General features: G+C 50.9%; 1 protein-coding gene. It reads left to right on the top strand.

Annotated features, from left to right (window positions below; all coding sequences use genetic code 11):
- Positions 1 to 367: 367 nt before the first annotated feature.
- Positions 368 to 17,098: a DUF7507 domain-containing protein gene (locus EJ995_RS00100; protein WP_126444424.1), complete on the top strand. Its 16,731-nt coding sequence runs from the start codon at positions 368 to 370 to the stop codon at positions 17,096 to 17,098.
- Positions 17,099 to 17,116 lie beyond the last annotated feature (18 nt).

Here is a 17,116-nt window from a genome sequence, read left to right as displayed (position 1 = left end):
ACACACTCTTTTAGATAGGCTGTTTTACGTATTACGCTTTCGTGAAAGCTAAGTATATAAGTTGAATGGCTTTTTTTATGGATTAAAGGTTTTATCTATGGAGACATGCTAAAATAAAATCTAAATGCAACCTGTGTTAACTGAACAAATGTTAACAATAAAGATCGCTAGCATCTTTTAAACGACTATTATGCGTCCCAGCCGAAAGTATTTGTGGGACAGCGCGAAACGTTTACTTTTGCAAGACATTCTAATAATTTTAAGAATGTAGATGACTGAGGTTAGGGGCTCAGTTTCTGCTTCGTGTTTTGCTTTGTAGGAAAGTTGTCCCTTTCTAGTCAGTCTTATTATCATAATAATATTGTCGATGAACAACTCTACTTTAGTAAACAATTTTCCTACTAGATCATTATTACTATTTTTTCTCGTCAGCTGTTTTTCACTGACAGCGATAGCTCAGTCGCGATCTTGCTTGAGAGAGAACTGTTTTGATATAGTGTCTTTTGATTCTGATCCTGTAATTGATAATGGTGGTGCACCGCTCGCCGTGGGTACAGTGTATAGGTTTCCTAACGCTGCAGGAGCCACTGCAAGCAATCCTGCTATCGATATCTTAGTTGAAATCACAGAACTTAATCGTACGACGCTTTTAGATATTGATGTTTCAGATTCAGGTTTGCCTAGGGCTTTTCAGCCACGTATTTCTGCAAATAATTCTGGTAATATAAACGCATTATTTACTATCAGGCTGGTTAATGCTGGAACTAATACACCTAGTCAGAATGTGTGTTTTTACGCGTCACCATTTGACATAGATGGTGGCGGCGGGAATGGAGCCAATAGCATACGTGAATTTGCAGAGCTTTCCTTGACAGATGCTTATACTGTATCTGCAGTGACTGAAATTGATATAGACCGCACGGGTGCTAATGGTACTATCATTAGAGGACAGAATATTGATGGACGATCCGCGCCCGTAGAGCCTATTGATCAAGATCCTCGCTACACCTTTAGTAATTATTATGAGAGTAGAAATACTTTTACTTACCGCGTTGGTAAAGTAGGTAATGGAACTCAGTCAAATCGTTTTTACGCTCTAGTTCTTGAAAGGGCAGAATTTCAACAACCAGTCCAAACATTTGTCTCAAACCCACTAATATGTGGAACGGTATTGAGAGATAGCGGTTCAGGAATTTCAGGTGTAAGAGTAGAGCTGTATGATGAAGGCGGTAATTTCATTGAAGCCACAACTACTGATGCAAATGGAGATTACCAATTCACCGTAGTTAGAGATGGGACTAATGAACAAGTATTTACCATTAGAGAAATCGATCTACAAACTGACGTGCCTACAGGATTCGATATAGCATCAGTGTCTGATACGGATGGAGCTAATGATAATGAGATAACAGTCGTTGTACGTGAGGCATCAAGAGTTGGTAATGATTTTGTTGATGGACCCGATTTCGATCAGGATGGTCTAGCAGACTCAGTTGACCTTGATGATGACAATGATGGTATTACAGATGTTGATGAAGGTGGCGATACGGCTAATACAGATGGTACAGGACTGCCTAATAGAATCGATCGCGATGCAGATGATGATGGATGTCCAGATGTAATTGAGGCAGGTTTTATTGACAATGATGGCGATGGTCAATTAGGAAATCAAGTTCCGCCTACCGTCGATGAAGATGGTTTGGTAACAAGTGGTAATGGATATTCTACACCTCGAGATGGAAATAATAATGGAACGCCAGACTTTCTAGAAGCAGGAACTGACATCAATATTACAGATCAGCCAGATGCTACCACCGCCGTAACTCCTGACGATAATAGTGTACAGTTTTCCGTTTCCGCTACTGGCAGCAATCCAGTTTATAGATGGCAGGTAAGCACTAATGGAGGTAATTTTACAAATTTGAATAACAATGCTCGTTATAGTGGTGTTTTTTCTAATACACTCACAGTTACGGATGCGCCAGAATCATTTAATGGAAATCTATACAGGGTAGTTGTTACAAGCTCATCTTATGCTTGTGCGCGTGAGGTAAGTAATGCAGCACTTCTCAGCGTGGGTAGTATCCTATCAATTACCAAGGATGATAGAGATGGTACATACGACTCGGTAGGCGATGTGATTACGTATGACGTTGTGATTACTAATACTGGTAACACGGTACTGCGTAATATTAATTTAACTGATGACAACGGCACATTAGATAGGAATTTCATTGGGAATCTCAATGTAGGTCAATCGATCACAACCACTTCACGTCATACGATTACACAAGATGATCTTAATGCTGGTGAGGTCCGTAATCAGATCACTGGTGCTGGTATCAATTCAAATGGTGACGACGTCTCAGATTTATCTGATGACCCAGATGACGATACAAATGTTGATACAAATGGAAATGGTAATCCAGATGATATTACAATAACTCCGCTTACGCGAAATGACGATATCGCCATCATTAAGGAAGGTATATTAAATGATGCTAATGGAGACGGATTTGCACAAGTTGGTGAAGAAATAACATACACCTTTACGATAGAAAATACAGGGAATCGTGATTTGACTAATGTTAGAATTACAGACCCATTACTTGTTGCTCCCAATGGCCAGATCAATGGAGGTAACATTGCAAATCTACCTGTAGGTGCAGTAAGAACTCGCACAGGTTCCTTAACTCTTACTCAAGAGGACATTGATCGAGGATTCATAAATAATCAAGCTACAGCTACAGGTACACCACCTAGTGGTCCAGATGTGAGCGACGTATCTGATGACGACAGCAACCTGGAGGATGATACGACGACGACGCCACTTCCACAGGACAACAGCATCGCGATCATCAAGGAAGGTACGTTCAACGATGCCAACGCAGATGGCTTTGCCCAGGTAGGCGAGACGATCGACTACGACTTTACGGTCACCAATACCGGAGACACGGCGCTCAACAACATCACGGTGAGCGACCCATTACTGGTGGCACCCAACGGTAGCATCACGGGCAGCCCAATCGCGGATCTGGCACCAGGCGCTAGTGTAACGATCACGGGATCGTTGACGCTCACGCAGGCAGACATCGACCGAGGCTTCGTGAACAACCAGGCCACTGCCACGGGAACGACTGATGACGGCGACGATGTGAGCGACGTATCCGATGACGACAGCAACCTGGAGGATGATACGACGACGACGCCACTTCCACAGGACAACAGCATCGCGATCATCAAGGAAGGTACGTTCAACGATGCCAACGCAGATGGCTTTGCCCAGGTAGGCGAGACGATCGACTACGACTTTACGGTCACCAATACCGGAGACACGGCACTCAACAACATCACGGTGAGCGACCCATTACTGGTGGCACCCAACGGTAGCATCACGGGCAGCCCAATCGCGGATCTGGCACCAGGCGCTAGTGTAACGATCACGGGATCGTTGACGCTCACGCAGGCAGACATCGACCGAGGCTTCGTGAACAACCAGGCCACTGCCACGGGAACGACTGATGACGGCGACGATGTGAGCGACGTATCCGATGACGACAGCAACCTGGAGGATGATACGACGACGACGCCACTTCCACAGGACAACAGCATCGCGATCATCAAGGAAGGTACGTTCAACGATGCCAACGCAGATGGCTTTGCCCAGGTAGGCGAGACGATCGACTACGACTTTACGGTCACCAATACCGGAGACACGGCGCTCAACAACATCACGGTGAGCGACCCATTACTGGTGGCACCCAACGGTAGCATCACGGGCAGCCCAATCGCGGATCTGGCACCGGGTACTAGTGTAACGATCACGGGATCGTTGACGCTCACGCAGGCAGACATCGACCGAGGCTTCGTGAACAACCAGGCCACTGCCACGGGAACGACGGATGACGGCGACGATGTGAGCGACGTATCTGATGACGACAGCAACCTGGAGGATGATACGACGACGACGCCACTTCCACAGGACAACAGCATCGCGATCATCAAGGAAGGTACGTTCAACGATGCCAACGCAGATGGCTTTGCCCAGGTAGGCGAGACGATCGACTACGACTTTACGGTCACCAATACCGGAGACACGGCACTCAACAACATCACGGTGAGCGACCCATTACTGGTGGCACCCAACGGTAGCATCACGGGCAGCCCAATCGCGGATCTGGCACCAGGCGCTAGTGTAACGATCACGGGATCGTTGACGCTCACGCAGGCAGACATCGACCGAGGCTTCGTGAACAACCAGGCCACTGCCACGGGAACGACTGATGACGGCGACGATGTGAGCGACGTATCCGATGACGACAGCAACCTGGAGGATGATACGACGACGACGCCACTTCCACAGGACAACAGCATCGCGATCATCAAGGAAGGTACGTTCAACGATGCCAACGCAGATGGCTTTGCCCAGGTAGGCGAGACGATCGACTACGACTTTACGGTCACCAATACCGGAGACACGGCGCTCAACAACATCACGGTGAGCGACCCATTACTGGTGGCACCCAACGGTAGCATCACGGGCAGCCCAATCGCGGATCTGGCACCGGGTACTAGTGTAACGATCACGGGATCGTTGACGCTCACGCAGGCAGACATCGACCGAGGCTTCGTGAACAACCAGGCCACTGCCACGGGAACGACGGATGACGGCGACGATGTGAGCGACGTATCTGATGACGACAGCAACCTGGAGGATGATACGACGACGACGCCACTTCCACAGGACAACAGCATCGCGATCATCAAGGAAGGTACGTTCAACGATGCCAACGCAGATGGCTTTGCCCAGGTAGGCGAGACGATCGACTACGACTTTACGGTCACCAATACCGGAGACACGGCGCTCAACAACATCACGGTGAGCGACCCATTACTGGTGGCACCCAACGGTAGCATCACGGGCAGCCCAATCGCGGATCTGGCACCAGGCGCTAGTGTAACGATCACGGGATCGTTGACGCTCACGCAGGCAGACATCGACCGAGGCTTCGTGAACAACCAGGCCACTGCCACTGGAACGACGGATGACGGCGACGATGTGAGCGACGTATCTGATGACGACAGCAACCTGGAGGATGATACGACGACGACGCCACTTCCACAGGACAACAGCATCGCGATCATCAAGGAAGGTACGTTCAACGATGCCAACGCAGATGGCTTTGCCCAGGTAGGCGAGACGATCGACTATGACTTTACGGTAACCAATACCGGAGACACGGCGCTCAACAACATCACGGTGAGCGACCCATTACTGGTGGCACCCAACGGTAGCATCACGGGCAGCCCAATCGCGGATCTGGCACCGGGTACTAGTGTAACGATCACGGGATCGTTGACGCTCACGCAGGCGGACATCGACCGAGGCTTCGTGAACAACCAGGCCACTGCCACTGGAACGACTGATGACGGCGACGATGTGAGCGACGTATCCGATGACGACAGCAACCTGGAGGATGATACGACGACGACGCCACTTCCACAGGACAACAGCATCGCGATCATCAAGGAAGGTACGTTCAACGACGCCAATAGAGATGGTTTCGCCCAGGTAGGCGAGACGATCGACTATGACTTTACGGTAACCAATACCGGAGACACGGCGCTCAACAACATCACGGTGAGCGACCCATTACTGGTGGCACCCAACGGTAGCATCACGGGCAGCCCAATCGCGGATCTGGCACCGGGTACTAGTGTAACGATCACGGGATCGTTGACGCTCACGCAGGCAGACATCGACCGAGGCTTCGTGAACAACCAGGCCACTGCCACGGGAACGACTGATGACGGCGACGATGTGAGCGACGTATCCGATGACGACAGCAACCTGGAGGATGATACGACGACGACGCCACTTCCACAGGACAACAGCATCGCGATCATCAAGGAAGGTACGTTCAACGATGCCAACGCAGATGGCTTTGCCCAGGTAGGCGAGACGATCGACTACGACTTTACGGTCACCAATACCGGAGACACGGCGCTCAACAACATCACGGTGAGCGACCCATTACTGGTGGCACCCAACGGTAGCATCACGGGCAGCCCAATCGCGGATCTGGCACCAGGCGCTAGTGTAACGATCACGGGATCGTTGACGCTCACGCAGGCAGACATCGACCGAGGCTTCGTGAACAACCAGGCCACTGCCACTGGAACGACTGATGACGGCGACGATGTGAGCGACGTATCCGATGACGACAGCAACCTGGAGGATGATACGACGACGACGCCACTTCCACAGGACAACAGCATCGCGATCATCAAGGAAGGTACGTTCAATGATGCCAACGCAGATGGCTTTGCCCAGGTAGGCGAGACGATCGACTACGACTTTACGGTCACCAATACCGGAGACACGGCACTCAACAACATCACGGTGAGCGACCCATTACTGGTGGCACCCAACGGTAGCATCACGGGCAGCCCAATCGCGGATCTGGCACCGGGTACTAGTGTAACGATCACGGGATCGTTGACGCTCACGCAGGCAGACATCGACCGAGGCTTCGTGAACAACCAGGCCACTGCCACGGGAACGACGGATGACGGCGACGATGTGAGCGACGTATCTGATGACGACAGCAACCTGGAGGATGATACGACGACGACGCCACTTCCACAGGACAACAGCATCGCGATCATCAAGGAAGGTACGTTCAACGATGCCAACGCAGATGGCTTTGCCCAGGTAGGCGAGACGATCGACTACGACTTTACGGTCACCAATACCGGAGACACGGCGCTCAACAACATCACGGTGAGCGACCCATTACTGGTGGCACCCAACGGTAGCATCACGGGCAGCCCAATCGCGGATCTGGCACCAGGCGCTAGTGTAACGATCACGGGATCGTTGACGCTCACGCAGGCAGACATCGACCGAGGCTTCGTGAACAACCAGGCCACTGCCACTGGAACGACGGATGACGGCGACGATGTGAGCGACGTATCTGATGACGACAGCAACCTGGAGGATGATACGACGACGACGCCACTTCCACAGGACAACAGCATCGCGATCATCAAGGAAGGTACGTTCAACGATGCCAACGCAGATGGCTTTGCCCAGGTAGGCGAGACGATCGACTATGACTTTACGGTAACCAATACCGGAGACACGGCGCTCAACAACATCACGGTGAGCGACCCATTACTGGTGGCACCCAACGGTAGCATCACGGGCAGCCCAATCGCGGATCTGGCACCAGGCGCTAGTGTAACGATCACGGGATCGTTGACGCTCACGCAGGCGGACATCGACCGAGGCTTCGTGAACAACCAGGCCACTGCCACTGGAACGACTGATGACGGCGACGATGTGAGCGACGTATCCGATGACGACAGCAACCTGGAGGATGATACGACGACGACGCCACTTCCACAGGACAACAGCATCGCGATCATCAAGGAAGGTACGTTCAACGACGCCAATAGAGATGGTTTCGCCCAGGTAGGCGAGACGATCGACTATGACTTTACGGTAACCAATACCGGAGACACGGCGCTCAACAACATCACGGTGAGCGACCCATTACTGGTGGCACCCAACGGTAGCATCACGGGCAGCCCAATCGCGGATCTGGCACCGGGTACTAGTGTAACGATCACGGGATCGTTGACGCTCACGCAGGCAGACATCGACCGAGGCTTCGTGAACAACCAGGCCACTGCCACGGGAACGACTGATGACGGCGACGATGTGAGCGACGTATCTGATGACGACAGCAACCTGGAGGATGATACCACGACGACAGTTCTTGATCCCAACTCCGAAATTCAACTCTCCAAACAAGGAGTCGCATCAGACTTCAATGGTAATGGAGTAATTGATGCTGGTGATCGCATTCTATACTCGTTTAGAATAACTAACACTGGAAATACTACATTGACAGGTATCACTGTTTCAGATCTTACTGCTGGAGTAGTTGTCAATGGGAGTGGGATTGCTGTGCTAGTTCCTGGAGAATCTGACAATGCTTCGTATTCAGCATTTTATACTATTCAACAATCAGATATTGATAATTTATCATTTATAAATCAAGCTAGCGTAGAAGCCACAGATCCTAATGGTATCATAGTGGTGGATGATTCAGATGATCCTTTGAACACAGATAATATTGATAATAATGGTGACGGTGAGCCAGATGACCCTACGGTTGTATCATTCGACCCTTCTAGCTCCGTAACTTTATTGAAAATTGACACTTATGAGGATTCCAATGGTAATTCTGTTGCCGACGCCGGCGATATTATTTCATATCAATTTGTCATTACAAATACAGGAACCACTACATTATCAAATCTTCAAGTTTCAGACCTTGGAACGACAGTGACAGGTACGGCGATTGCCCAGTTGGAGCCTGGAGCTTCTGACAGCACAACATTTACGGGAACTTATATTTTAACCCAAGACGATATTGACGCTGGTCGCTATCAAAATAGTGCTACTGTCTCGGCTGATTCCCCATCGGATGCTGTTATACAAGATATCAGTGACGATCCAGATAACAATGCAGATGTAGATACAGAAGCAGACGGTGAGCCAGATGATCCAACCATCACTCTATTATTAGAAGACAGCAGCATCGCGGTGATCAAGACGTCGGTGTTTGATGACGCCGGCAGCGGAGATACGGATGATGACGGCAACGGTACGGCACAGGTAGGCGAGACGATCACGTACAGCTTCAGGGTAACGAATACCGGAAGCACGACGCTGACGAACATCACCCTTGAGGACGTGCTATTGGAGGGCGCCAACGGTACACTAAGCGGCGGTCCTATCGCCAGCCTGTCACCGGGAGCCTTTGACGATACGACCTTTACGGGCAGCTATACGATCACTCAGGATGACATCGACCGCGGCTTTGTACGCAACCAGGCAGTGGTGAGCGGAGAGACTCCGGATGGCAACACGGTAAGTGATGACTCGGATGATGACAGCAACGTGGGCGACGATCCAACGGATACGGACCTGGGACAGGACAGCAGCATCGCGGTGATCAAGACGTCGGTGTTTGATGATGCCGGCAGCGGTGATACGGATGATGACGGCAACGGTACGGCACAGGTGGGCGAGACGATCACGTACAGCTTCAGGGTAACGAATACCGGAAGCACGACGCTGACGAACATCACCCTTGAGGACGTTCTATTGGAGGGCGCCAACGGTACACTAAGCGGCGGTCCTATCGCTAGCCTGTCACCGGGAGCCTTTGACGATACGACCTTTACGGGTAGCTATACGATCACTCAGGATGACATCGACCGCGGCTTTGTACGCAACCAGGCAGTGGTGAGCGGAGAGACTCCGGATGGCAACACTGTAAGTGATGACTCGGATGATGACAGCAACGTAGGCGACGATCCAACGGATACGGACCTGGGACAGGACAGCAGCATCGCGGTGATCAAGACGTCGGTGTTTGATGATGCCGGCAGCGGTGATACGGATGATGCCGGCAACGGTACGGCACAGGTGGGCGAGACGATCACGTACAGCTTCAGGGTAACGAATACCGGAAGCACGACGCTGACGAACATCACCCTTGAGGACGTTCTATTGGAAGGCGCCAACGGTACACTAAGCGGCGGTCCTATCGCTAGCCTGTCACCGGGAGCCTTTGACGATACGACCTTTACGGGTAGCTATACGATCACTCAGGATGACATCGACCGCGGCTTTGTACGCAACCAGGCAGTGGTGAGCGGAGAGACTCCGGATGGCAACACTGTAAGTGATGACTCGGATGATGACAGCAACGTGGGCGACGATCCAACGGATACGGACCTGGGACAGGACAGCAGCATCGCGGTGATCAAGACGTCGGTGTTTGATGACGCCGGCAGCGGTGATACGGATGATGACGGCAACGGTACGGCACAGGTGGGTGAGACGATCACGTACAGCTTCAGGGTAACGAATACCGGAAGCACGACGCTGACGAACATCACCCTTGAGGACGTTCTATTGGAAGGCGCCAACGGTACACTAAGCGGCGGTCCTATCGCTAGCCTGTCACCGGGAGCCTTTGACGATACGACCTTTACGGGCAGCTATACGATCACTCAGGATGACATCGACCGCGGCTTTGTACGCAACCAGGCAGTGGTCAGTGGTGAGACTCCGGATGGCAACACGGTAAGTGATGACTCGGATGATGACAGCAACGTGGGCGACGATCCAACGGATACGGACCTGGGACAGGACAGCAGCATCGCGGTGATCAAGACGTCGGTGTTTGATGACGCCGGCAGCGGTGATACGGATGATGACGGCAACGGTACGGCACAGGTGGGCGAGACGATCACGTACAGCTTCAGGGTAACGAATACCGGAAGCACGACGCTGACGAACATCACCCTTGAGGACGTTCTATTGGAAGGCGCCAACGGTACACTAAGCGGCGGTCCTATCGCTAGCCTGTCACCGGGAGCCTTTGACGATACGACCTTTACGGGTAGCTATACGATCACTCAGGAGGACATCGACCGCGGCTTTGTACGCAACCAGGCAGTGGTGAGCGGAGAGACTCCGGATGGCAACACGGTAAGTGATGACTCGGATGATGACAGCAACGTGGGCGACGATCCAACGGATACGGACCTGGGACAGGACAGCAGCATCGCGGTGATCAAGACGTCGGTGTTTGATGATGCCGGCAGCGGTGATACGGATGATGACGGCAACGGTACGGCACAGGTGGGCGAGACGATCACGTACAGCTTCAGGGTAACGAATACCGGAAGCACGACGCTGACGAACATCACCCTTGAGGACGTTCTATTGGAAGGCGCCAACGGTACACTAAGCGGCGGTCCTATCGCTAGCCTGTCACCGGGAGCCTTTGACGATACGACCTTTACGGGTAGCTATACGATCACTCAGGATGACATCGACCGCGGCTTTGTACGCAACCAGGCAGTGGTGAGCGGAGAGACTCCGGATGGCAACACGGTAAGTGATGACTCGGATGATGACAGCAACGTGGGCGACGATCCAACGGATACGGACCTGGGACAGGACAGCAGCATCGCGGTGATCAAGACGTCGGTGTTTGATGACGCCGGCAGCGGTGATACGGATGATGACGGCAACGGTACGGCACAGGTGGGTGAGACGATCACGTACAGCTTCAGGGTAACGAATACCGGAAGCACGACGCTGACGAACATCACCCTTGAGGACGTTCTATTGGAGGGCGCCAACGGTACACTAAGCGGCGGTCCTATCGCTAGCCTGTCACCGGGAGCCTTTGACGATACGACCTTTACGGGTAGCTATACGATCACTCAGGAGGACATCGACCGCGGCTTTGTACGCAACCAGGCAGTGGTGAGCGGAGAGACTCCGGATGGCAACACTGTAAGTGATGACTCGGATGATGACAGCAACGTAGGCGACGATCCAACGGATACGGACCTGGGACAGGACAGCAGCATCGCGGTGATCAAGACGTCGGTGTTTGATGATGCCGGCAGCGGTGATACGGATGATGCCGGCAACGGTACGGCACAGGTGGGCGAGACGATCACGTACAGCTTCAGGGTAACGAATACCGGAAGCACGACGCTGACGAACATCACCCTTGAGGACGTTCTATTGGAAGGCGCCAACGGTACACTAAGCGGCGGTCCTATCGCTAGCCTGTCACCGGGAGCCTTTGACGATACGACCTTTACGGGTAGCTATACGATCACTCAGGATGACATCGACCGCGGCTTTGTACGCAACCAGGCAGTGGTGAGCGGAGAGACTCCGGATGGCAACACTGTAAGTGATGACTCGGATGATGACAGCAACGTGGGCGACGATCCAACGGATACGGACCTGGGACAGGACAGCAGCATCGCGGTGATCAAGACGTCGGTGTTTGATGACGCCGGCAGCGGTGATACGGATGATGACGGCAACGGTACGGCACAGGTGGGTGAGACGATCACGTACAGCTTCAGGGTAACGAATACCGGAAGCACGACGCTGACGAACATCACCCTTGAGGACGTTCTATTGGAAGGCGCCAACGGTACACTAAGCGGCGGTCCTATCGCTAGCCTGTCACCGGGAGCCTTTGACGATACGACCTTTACGGGCAGCTATACGATCACTCAGGATGACATCGACCGCGGCTTTGTACGCAACCAGGCAGTGGTCAGTGGTGAGACTCCGGATGGCAACACGGTAAGTGATGACTCGGATGATGACAGCAACGTGGGCGACGATCCAACGGATACGGACCTGGGACAGGACAGCAGCATCGCGGTGATCAAGACGTCGGTGTTTGATGATGCCGGCAGCGGTGATACGGATGATGACGGCAACGGTACGGCACAGGTGGGCGAGACGATCACGTACAGCTTCAGGGTAACGAATACCGGAAGCACGACGCTGACGAACATCACCCTTGAGGACGTTCTATTGGAAGGCGCCAACGGTACACTAAGCGGCGGTCCTATCGCTAGCCTGTCACCGGGAGCCTTTGACGATACGACCTTTACGGGTAGCTATACGATCACTCAGGATGACATCGACCGCGGCTTTGTACGCAACCAGGCAGTGGTGAGCGGAGAGACTCCGGATGGCAACACTGTAAGTGATGACTCGGATGATGACAGCAACGTGGGCGACGATCCAACGGATACGGACCTGGGACAGGACAGCAGCATCGCGGTGATCAAGACGTCGGTGTTTGATGACGCCGGCAGCGGTGATACGGATGATGACGGCAACGGTACGGCACAGGTGGGCGAGACGATCACGTACAGCTTCAGGGTAACGAATACCGGAAGCACGACGCTGACGAACATCACCCTTGAGGACGTTCTATTGGAAGGCGCCAACGGTACACTAAGCGGCGGTCCTATCGCTAGCCTGTCACCGGGAGCCTTTGACGATACGACCTTTACGGGTAGCTATACGATCACTCAGGAGGACATCGACCGCGGCTTTGTACGCAACCAGGCAGTGGTGAGCGGAGAGACTCCGGATGGCAACACTGTAAGTGATGACTCGGATGATGACAGCAACGTGGGCGACGATCCAACGGATACGGACCTGGGACAGGACAGCAGCATCGCGGTGATCAAGACGTCGGTGTTTGATGATGCCGGCAGCGGTGATACGGATGATGCCGGCAACGGTACGGCACAGGTGGGCGAGACGATCACGTACAGCTTCAGGGTAACGAATACCGGAAGCACGACGCTGACGAACATCACCCTTGAGGACGTTCTATTGGAAGGCGCCAACGGTACACTAAGCGGCGGTCCTATCGCTAGCCTGTCACCGGGAGCCTTTGACGATACGACCTTTACGGGTAGCTATACGATCACTCAGGATGACATCGACCGCGGCTTTGTACGCAACCAGGCAGTGGTGAGCGGAGAGACTCCGGATGGCAACACGGTAAGTGATGACTCGGATGATGACAGCAACGTGGGCGACGATCCAACGGATACGGACCTGGGACAGGACAGCAGCATCGCGGTGATCAAGACGTCGGTGTTTGATGATGCCGGCAGCGGTGATACGGATGATGACGGCAACGGTACGGCACAGGTGGGCGAGACGATCACGTACAGCTTCAGGGTAACGAATACCGGAAGCACGACGCTGACGAACATCACCCTTGAGGACGTTCTATTGGAGGGCGCCAACGGTACACTAAGCGGCGGTCCTATCGCTAGCCTGTCACCGGGAGCCTTTGACGATACGACCTTTACGGGTAGCTATACGATCACTCAGGATGACATCGACCGCGGCTTTGTACGCAACCAGGCAGTGGTGAGCGGAGAGACTCCGGATGGCAACACTGTAAGTGATGACTCGGATGATGACAGCAACGTAGGCGACGATCCAACGGATACGGACCTGGGACAGGACAGCAGCATCGCGGTGATCAAGACGTCGGTGTTTGATGATGCCGGCAGCGGTGATACGGATGATGCCGGCAACGGTACGGCACAGGTGGGCGAGACGATCACGTACAGCTTCAGGGTAACGAATACCGGAAGCACGACGCTGACGAACATCACCCTTGAGGACGTTCTATTGGAAGGCGCCAACGGTACACTAAGCGGCGGTCCTATCGCTAGCCTGTCACCGGGAGCCTTTGACGATACGACCTTTACGGGTAGCTATACGATCACTCAGGATGACATCGACCGCGGCTTTGTACGCAACCAGGCAGTGGTGAGCGGAGAGACTCCGGATGGCAACACGGTAAGTGATGACTCGGATGATGACAGCAACGTGGGCGACGATCCAACGGATACGGACCTGGGACAGAAAAGTTCGATGAGCATCACTAAGGCTGCTCGTGAGCAATTCTTCAGAAATATTGGTGACGTTATTACATATGACATTGTAATAACAAACACAGGAAATATCACTCTTACAGATGTTGTGATATCAGACGATAATGCGGATGCGGGTAGCATAATGCCTGATACATTCAATAGTATAGCTCCTGGCGAAAGCGTAATAGCAACCGTGACTCAAACAATTGACGAAGATGACGTTAGAAATAACCGCGCAATCAACTCCTTAATCGGTATCGGAGAAGATGTTAATGGTGTTGATGTTACAGATACGTCTGATGATCCAAACAATCCAAATGACTTCGATGAAAACAATGATGGAGAGCCAGATGATCCTACAATCGTGTCTATAGATAGAGATAATGACTCTATTCCAGATAATATTGATTTGGATGACGATAATGACGGTATCACGGATATAGAAGAACTAGATGGCTTTGATCCAGATATAGATAACGATGGAGATGGTGTTCCCAGCTATCTTGATGATGATGATAACGACTTCTTTGTAGGAAATGAAGATGGCTTGTTTGATCCATCATTAGACTTGGATGGCGATGGTATACCTAACCAATTAGATCTAGATGTAGACGACGACGGAATTTATGATGTGGTAGAAACTGGTAATTCAGATCTAGATGTAGACAATGATGGTATGGTAGACGGTCCTGCAGGCGTTAATGGTATTCCTGATGCTGCCGAGGATGATGGAGTTGATGGAAATGGTGTTGGCGATGATCCTCTTGAGTCTGATCTCGACGATGATGACATCCCTAATTATAAGGATCAGGACTCTGATGGCGACGGAATTACAGATAACATTGAATCTCAATCATCAGCTGATTATATCTTACCATCAGGGATGGATTCTGATTCTAACGGAGTTGACGATGCCTATGATACTAATGGTGCACCTATTGAGCCAGTCAACACAGATGAGGATTTTGACAATGGTAATGATGATGATGGTGGAGACGAACTTCCTGATTATCTAGATCTTGATTCTGATAATGATAATGTGCCTGACTCCATCGAGGGTAGTGACTACAACGCAGATGGTGTGGCGGATGTAGATCCATCTGGTGTAGATAATGATGGTGACGGATTGGATGACGCATATGACGGATCATTGGGAGATTTTGAAGACCCTAACGGTTTATTAGTCATTGACAATCCATTCGATTTACCTAATAGAGATGGAGCAAATGACAACCCAGATTTCCGTGATAGGGATGATGATGATGATGGATTATTAACTTTTGAAGGTGGTGGTGACGATAATGATCCTGAACAAGGTGAAGATGTGGATAATGACGGCGATCCAACCAATGATGATACTGATGGAGACGGTACGCCTAACTATCTTGACGCTACCGACGATACTAATCTATTTGACGAAGACGACGATAATGATGGTATTCCTGATATTGTAGAAGTAGGATCAAATCCTGATATCGACAACGACGGTGACGGCGTACCTGCATACCTAGATGACGATGATAACGATCCAACTGTTGGTGACGATGACAATGCAGTAAACCCAGAATTTGATACTGATGGTGATGGAATATCAAATCATTTAGACCTTGACAGCGATAATGACGGTATCTATGATGTCAATGAGACAGGAAACTCTGCACTTGATGCTGATAACGACGGTATGGTTGACGGGCCAGAAGGTGTGAATGGTATACCTGATGCGGTAGAAGATGATGGTATCGACGGTAACGGTGTTTCAACAGCACCACGAGAAACTGATACAGATTTACTGCCTGATTATCTTGATCAAGACTCTGATAATGATGGTATTACAGATAATGTAGAGTCTCAAGATACATTTGACTATATAAGTCCATCAGGTCAAGATGAAGATAATAACGGTGTTGATGATGCTTATGATACCAATGGCTCACCAATCGAAGAATTCAACTTTGATGGCGACGATCTTCAAGATTATATCGATTCTGATTCAGATAATGATAATGTATTGGATAGGTTAGAAGGTCATGATTTTGATCACGATGGTATTGCAGACGTTTCACCAAGTGATCAAGACATTGACAACGATGGTCTTAATGATGCTTATGATGGTGATACTTCTGGATATGGTGATCCAGATGGTCTAGAATTAGATGGTGATCCATCTGAGCTTCCAGATCTAGACGGTACTGAGGACGTGGATTATCGCGATATTGACGATGATGGAGATACGGTGAATACAGTATTTGAAGATTATGATGGTGATGATAATCCAGTAGATCAAGATACCGATGGTGATGGTATTCCTGATTATCTAGATGATAATGATGATGGTGATGCTTTTGATACTATCGACGAAGGTCCAGATCCAGATAATGATCAAAATCCTAACACTGGAAACACGAGAGATACTGATGGCGATGGAATCTTTGATTATTTAGAATTTGATGAAGAAGTTGTCTGCGGTGAACCAATAGTTTACAACGGAATTTCTCCAGATGGTAACTCTAGAAATGACTTCTTAGTCATTGAAAATCTAGACTGTTTCTCAACTAATGATTTACAAATTTTCAATCGTTGGGGTGTGCTAGTCTATGAAACCGAAAGCTATGGGGTCAACGGTAATGTATTTAGAGGAATATCTGAAGGTAGAGCAACAATCCAGCAAGGAGAAGAATTACCTGTAGGAACCTATTACTACGTTCTCAATTACCAGGATGATGAAAGCGGTGAACGCAAGTCAGTAGCAGGTTACATTTATATACAGAGATAGAAATAATGAGATATACTA

Origin of the sequence: Nonlabens ponticola (assembly GCF_003966335.1) — a bacterium.
GTDB classification, from domain to species: domain Bacteria; phylum Bacteroidota; class Bacteroidia; order Flavobacteriales; family Flavobacteriaceae; genus Nonlabens; species Nonlabens ponticola.
Note: the sequence above shows the minus strand (reverse complement) of the source record. Positions and strands in the feature narration are given on the sequence as shown.